Source organism: Clostridium sp. (assembly GCF_021443865.1).
Classification (GTDB): Bacteria; Bacillota; Clostridia; order Clostridiales; family Clostridiaceae; genus Clostridium.
This window is the reverse complement of record NZ_JABUTB010000115.1, coordinates 1-5,387: the sequence shown is the minus strand read 5'-3', so window position 1 is coordinate 5,387 and position 5,387 is coordinate 1. Positions and strand designations below refer to the sequence as shown.

5 protein-coding genes are annotated in these 5,387 nt (G+C 27.6%); 3 read left to right on the top strand and 2 right to left on the bottom strand.

Annotated elements, in window-relative coordinates:
• Positions 1-118: 118 nt before the first annotated feature.
• Both HUJ77_RS14185 and HUJ77_RS14180 read right to left on the bottom strand, forming a co-directional pair.
• A complete protein-coding gene (locus tag HUJ77_RS14185) occupies positions 119-1,543 on the bottom strand; it encodes a 6-phospho-beta-glucosidase (RefSeq protein WP_291709705.1) in 1,425 nt (474 codons plus the stop codon).
• Between the two features lie 278 nt (positions 1,544-1,821).
• On the bottom strand, positions 1,822-2,580 hold the full coding sequence (locus HUJ77_RS14180) for an SDR family NAD(P)-dependent oxidoreductase (protein WP_291709703.1): 759 nt from the start codon (positions 2,578-2,580) through the stop codon (positions 1,822-1,824).
• Between the two features lie 354 nt (positions 2,581-2,934).
• Between HUJ77_RS14180 and HUJ77_RS14175 the strand changes: the two genes are divergently transcribed.
• The 3 genes from HUJ77_RS14175 (at position 2,935) to dusA (ending at position 5,310) form a co-directional block, all read left to right on the top strand.
• Positions 2,935-3,759, top strand: coding sequence for a GNAT family N-acetyltransferase (locus HUJ77_RS14175; RefSeq protein ID WP_291709701.1), 825 nt, complete (start codon positions 2,935-2,937; stop codon positions 3,757-3,759).
• A gap of 68 nt (positions 3,760-3,827) precedes the next feature.
• A complete protein-coding gene (locus HUJ77_RS14170) occupies positions 3,828-4,112 on the top strand; it encodes a hypothetical protein (RefSeq protein WP_291709699.1) in 285 nt (94 codons plus the stop codon).
• A 157-nt stretch (positions 4,113-4,269) separates the two neighbouring features.
• Positions 4,270-5,310 carry a tRNA dihydrouridine(20/20a) synthase DusA gene (dusA, locus tag HUJ77_RS14165; protein ID WP_291709697.1) on the top strand — a complete coding sequence of 347 codons (1,041 nt, stop codon included), beginning with the start codon at positions 4,270-4,272 and terminating at the stop codon, positions 5,308-5,310.
• Positions 5,311-5,387: the final 77 nt, after the last annotated feature.

Sequence of the window (5,387 nt, the reverse complement as noted above, 5' to 3'; positions counted from 1 at the left end):
CATGCCGCATAATGAAGAGTCTTTTTTCCTATTGTCTACTTGACAGGGTCAAGTTTAATTTGGAGTTTTCAAAATTTATATATTCCTATATTTTTATTAATATAAGTTATGCTATTAATTAAAGTTTTTCACCATTTGAAGCAATTACCTTCTTATACCAATCAAAGCTCTTTTTCTTACTTCTCTTTAATGTTCCATTACCTTCATTGTCTTTATCTACATAAATAAAGCCATAACGTTTTTTCATTTCACCTGTTCCGGCACTTACTAAATCTATGCATCCCCAAGTAGTATATCCAAGTAAGTCAACACCATCTAATTCAACCGCTTCCTTCATAGCCTTAATGTGTTCCCTTAAATACTCTATTCTATAATCATCCTCAACATATCCATTTTCATCAGGAACATCCACAGCACCTAATCCATTTTCTACTATAAATAATGGTTTTTGATATCTGTCATACAATGAATTAAGAGTTATTCTAAGTCCAAGTGGATCTATTTGCCATCCCCATTCACTTTCCTTTAAATTAGGATTTTTTAATGAAGCAAATATATTGCCTTCTGTTAACTTATTAATCTCTGGGTCTGCACTTATACATCTTGAAGAATAATAAGAGAAGGATATAAAATCTACAGTATGTTTCTTTAATATTTCCTTATCTCCCTCTTCCATTTTAATGTGTATGCCCTTTCTCTCCATTTCTTTAAGTGCATATGCTGGGTATTCTCCTCTTGATTGTACATCTACAAAGAAATAATTTTCTCTATTTCTTTCCATAGCCATTAATACATCATTAGGATGGCAAGTATATGGATAAGTATCACCTGCTGCCAGCATACATCCCACCATATTATTAGGGTCAACTTCATGTGCAATTCTAGTTGCAATAGCACTTGCTACTAATTCATGGTGTGCTGCTTGATACTTAACTTGCTCTCTATTTTCTCCTTCTTCAAAGCATATTCCTGCCCCCATAAATGGTGCGTGAAGTATCATATTTATTTCATTAAATGTTAGCCAATACTTAACTAACCCCTTATATCTATTAAAAATAACATTACATAGATTTTCATAGAACTCTACCATTTTTCTATTTCTCCATGCACCGTATTTTTTAATAAGGTTCATAGGACAATCAAAATGTGTAATTGTAACTAATGGTTCTATTCCATATTTATGACACTCTTTAAATAAATCCTCATAGAATTTTAATCCTTCTTCATTTGGATTTACATCATCACCATTAGGGAAAATTCTACTCCAAGCAATAGAACATCTATATACCTTAAATCCCATTTCTGCAAATAATTTAATATCTTCTTTATATCTATGATACATATCTATTGCTTCTTTAGCTGGATAAAAATGTTCATTATCAAAATCAAACATTTTCATTTCTCCTGCTATAATAGGAAATCTATCTTTACCTATAGGTACTACATCTACATTTGCAAGACCTCTTCCGCCTTCATTATATCCACCTTCACATTGGTTTGCAGCAGTAGCTCCACCCCACAAAAAGTTTTCTCTAAAACCCATATTTTCCCTCCCTTTATCTATAAATATTAAGTATTTTGTAAAAATATAATATATAAACTAATTATAATATATAGATATATACTAATGATTTTCAAAATTTGAAATTTTATTCTTTTTACTCTCTAATCTCAATTTTTTATTTAAAATTTAACTAGTCTAAACTATATATAGTTTTATTAACTCCATTGCTTTAATTTATATTCTAAAATTATAATATAAAAAAGATATGGAATTTATTATTATAATTTTAATTCCATACCTATAAATTCTATATTTAATTAGAATGCTGTCCAACCTGCATCAGCAACAATTTCAGTTCCATTTACAAAACTTGAATCATCAGTAGCAAGGAATAAAGCAATTGTAGCTATTTCCTCTGGTGAACCTGTTCTTGGAACATTTCCCATTCCAAGTCTTACTCTTGAGAAACCAAATTCACTTGGATGACTTATACCTACTCCAATTTCTGATTCTACTCCACCAGGGCATATAATATTACATCTTATACCTTTATCTGCATACATAAAACCAATATTTTTAGTTAATCCTAGTAATGCATATTTTGAAGCTGTATAAGAAACACCTGCTCTACAACCATTTAATCCACCTATAGAACCTACGTTTATTATAATTCCAGAACCTTGCTTCAACATTGAATTAACAGCTTTTCTACAAGCATAAAATGGACCATCTAAGTTAACCCCCATTACTTTTTCCCATAATTCATCTGGGACTTCAGCAACTGGCATCATTTCATCCATAACCCCTGCATTATTAACTAAAATATCAATTTTCCCAAAGCTTTCTATAGCAAGATCAATCATCTTTTCATTATCTTCTTTTTTAGAAACATCACCTTGCATAACAATAATTTTTCCTTCATAATCCTTAGATTCTTCAATTAATTCATTTAATTTCTCTTTTCTTCTTGCAACTGCTACTACAGAAGCTCCTTCTCTTGCATATAAAAGAGCAATAGCTTTCCCCATTCCTGAACTTGCACCTGTAACTACAGCAACCTTACCACAAAGTTTCATATATAATACCTCCCAAAATTATTTATTATAAAATTAATAAACTACTAATAACCTTATAGTTTTTACTCATCAAACTATCATATCTTATGTTAAGTTATTTTATCTATTTATAGGATATATTAATATCTACTTTTCTATAATTAAAAAATATTATAAACTACTATAATTGCAATAAATACATTGTTTATAAATAGTATCTTAAATATACATTATCGTTACATTTTTGTCAATATATTCCATTGTTATTTTATTTTTCCTAAAGGTCTATATTTCTTAGATTAAATAGTATAATTAAAGTATATTATTTTAGGAGGCTTTACCCTGTTTATTTACTCAAATCTTAAGAACATTCCTATGGATGTTTTATATAAAGGATTTGTAATGGCATTTTCAGATTATCAGGTAAAACTAGATATGCCTTTTTCAAAATTTGAAAATATGTTGATAGGAAGAGGCTTTAACCCTAACATTTCAATTGGTGCTTTTAAAGATAATGAATTAATTGGATTTATTTACAATGGATTAAGACTTTGGAATAACAAAAAAACAGCCTACGATACTGGTACTGGTGTTATTAAGGAATATAGACATCAAGGAATAACTAGTACTATGTTTAGTAATCTAAAAGATGTTCTTATTAAAAATAATATAGAATACTATTTACTTGAAGTTTTAAAAACAAATACAATAGCCTTTGAATTATATAAAAACCAAGTATTTAAAGTTATAAGAAGCTTCGATTGCTTTAAACTAGAAAAATTATCAGATATTCCTCCAATAAAACTTTCTATAGAAAATAAATCTAAGATAACTGAAGAAGAATGGAGTGAATTAATTAAATTTTGGAATATTGAACCTTCTTGGCAAAATTCCATTGATTCTATAAAATCAACAATAGATAACTTCCAATTTTCCTTAGTAAAAAATAATAACGAGATTATTGGTTATGCTATTATTGATAAATTTACAGGAAGTATACCTCAAATAGCAGTTCATTCTGAATATAGAAATCAAGGAATTGGTAAAAATCTAATTGCTAACTTAATAAATAATACAGCTTCAAATACAATCTCTATAATTAATGTAGATAGTGGTTATACTCCTTTAATAAAAATGCTTCTTTCTATTGGATTTACTAATTATATCGGTCAGTATGAAATGCTATTAGATTTAAATTAATTTAAAATAAAATAATAATTATAGCTTCTAATCAATGTTATAATATCATTATTACATTGAAAGGAGTTATGAATTTGATTAATATAATAACACTTCTGTTATCATTTATAATATCAACTTCAATATTGAACTATTTATTTAAATACTTAATAAGTACTGAAAAACTTAAAATTAGGATTAGAAAGACAACTAAGGATAAAATTATTTGGACAATCATCTGTTGTACTATTTATATCCTTCTTTATGTCCTTATAGATTTTTTATCTTTAGGAGTAATAGGCTTTAATATAGCTAGAGGAATTCTACTTGCTATATTTGTAAACTTACTTTTATTAGAATCTTATAAAAAATAAACAATACTGGGTTAGTGTGCCTTCTAAATCTACAAGTCATACTAACCCTATATTGTTTTATCATATTTTACTCTTATTACTTGCTATTATATTCATTCTATATGATATAATAATTAAAGATTTATTCAATAAAGAAACTAGAAAGGAAAAACAAAGGATGGAAAAATATATATCAAAAGTAAAAACACCAAAGGTAAGTATTGCACCTATGGTAGATAAAACTCATCGTCACTTTAGATATTTTTCAAGACTTCTAACTAAAGAAGCTCTTTTATATACAGAAATGGTAACTGCTCAATCAATAATACATGGAAATAGAGATAAAATATTATATTTTAGGGAAGAAGAAGGTCCTGTAGCTCTTCAAATTGCTGCTTCTAATCCAGAAGATGCTTATAAAGCTGTTAAGCTTGCTGAAGAATATAATTATGCTGAAATAAACTTAAATTGTGGTTGTCCTTCTGACAGGGTTTCAGGAAATTTAATGGGAGCTGCATTAATGTCTTCAAAGGATTTAGTATACGAAATTCTTTCTGCTATGAAAGAAGCTACTAACAAGCCCGTAACTATAAAACATAGAATTGGAATAGATGGAACTGGTATAATCGAAGATGAAAAAAGTAAGATTATCATGGAGGGATATGATGATTTACTAGAATTCTTAAATACTATTTCTAAGGCTAAACCTGATAGATATACTATTCATGCACGTTCTGCTATATTAAAAGGACTAAGTCCAAAAGATAATAGAGAAATTCCACCCCTTGATTATGATATGGTTTATAGATTAAAAAGAGAGTTTGATTATTTAAATATTGAAATTAATGGTGGGTTTAAAACAATAGATTCAATTAAAGATGCTTTAACAAAAGTAGATGGAGTTATGATTGGAAGATCAGCCTATGAAGATTGTTATCTTTTAGCAAACTTTTATAAGCTTTATAATGATTTTGAAGATAAAAAGCCAATATCTAGAGGCGATATTATTAAATCCTATATTCCTTACATAATGGAAGAACTTGAAAAGGGTAATAGTGTTCATGCTTTAGTTTCTCCTCTTCACAGTTTATTTCAAGGTCAAAAGGGAAGTAAAAAATATAAACAACTTTTATCTTCATCAAATGTAAAAAAGGAAACAATATTAGAAGTTTTAAATAATATTATTGAAACTATGCCACAAGATATTATGTGGAACTAGTATTTTTCCTTCTATAATATGTTTTAAATATAATATATATTATTAAAATATAAAGGGGAGATATTATGAGTAATTTA

Coding starts and splice junctions, on each gene's coding strand:
- HUJ77_RS14180 (WP_291709703.1), bottom strand. CDS start 2,580: ATGAAACTTTGTGGTAAGGTTGCTGTAGTTACAGGTGCAAGTTCAGGA.
- dusA (WP_291709697.1), top strand. CDS start 4,270: ATGGAAAAATATATATCAAAAGTAAAAACACCAAAGGTAAGTATTGCA.
- HUJ77_RS14175 (WP_291709701.1), top strand. CDS start 2,935: ATGGATGTTTTATATAAAGGATTTGTAATGGCATTTTCAGATTATCAG.
- HUJ77_RS14185 (WP_291709705.1), bottom strand. CDS start 1,543: ATGGGTTTTAGAGAAAACTTTTTGTGGGGTGGAGCTACTGCTGCAAAC.
- HUJ77_RS14170 (WP_291709699.1), top strand. CDS start 3,828: ATGAATTTGATTAATATAATAACACTTCTGTTATCATTTATAATATCA.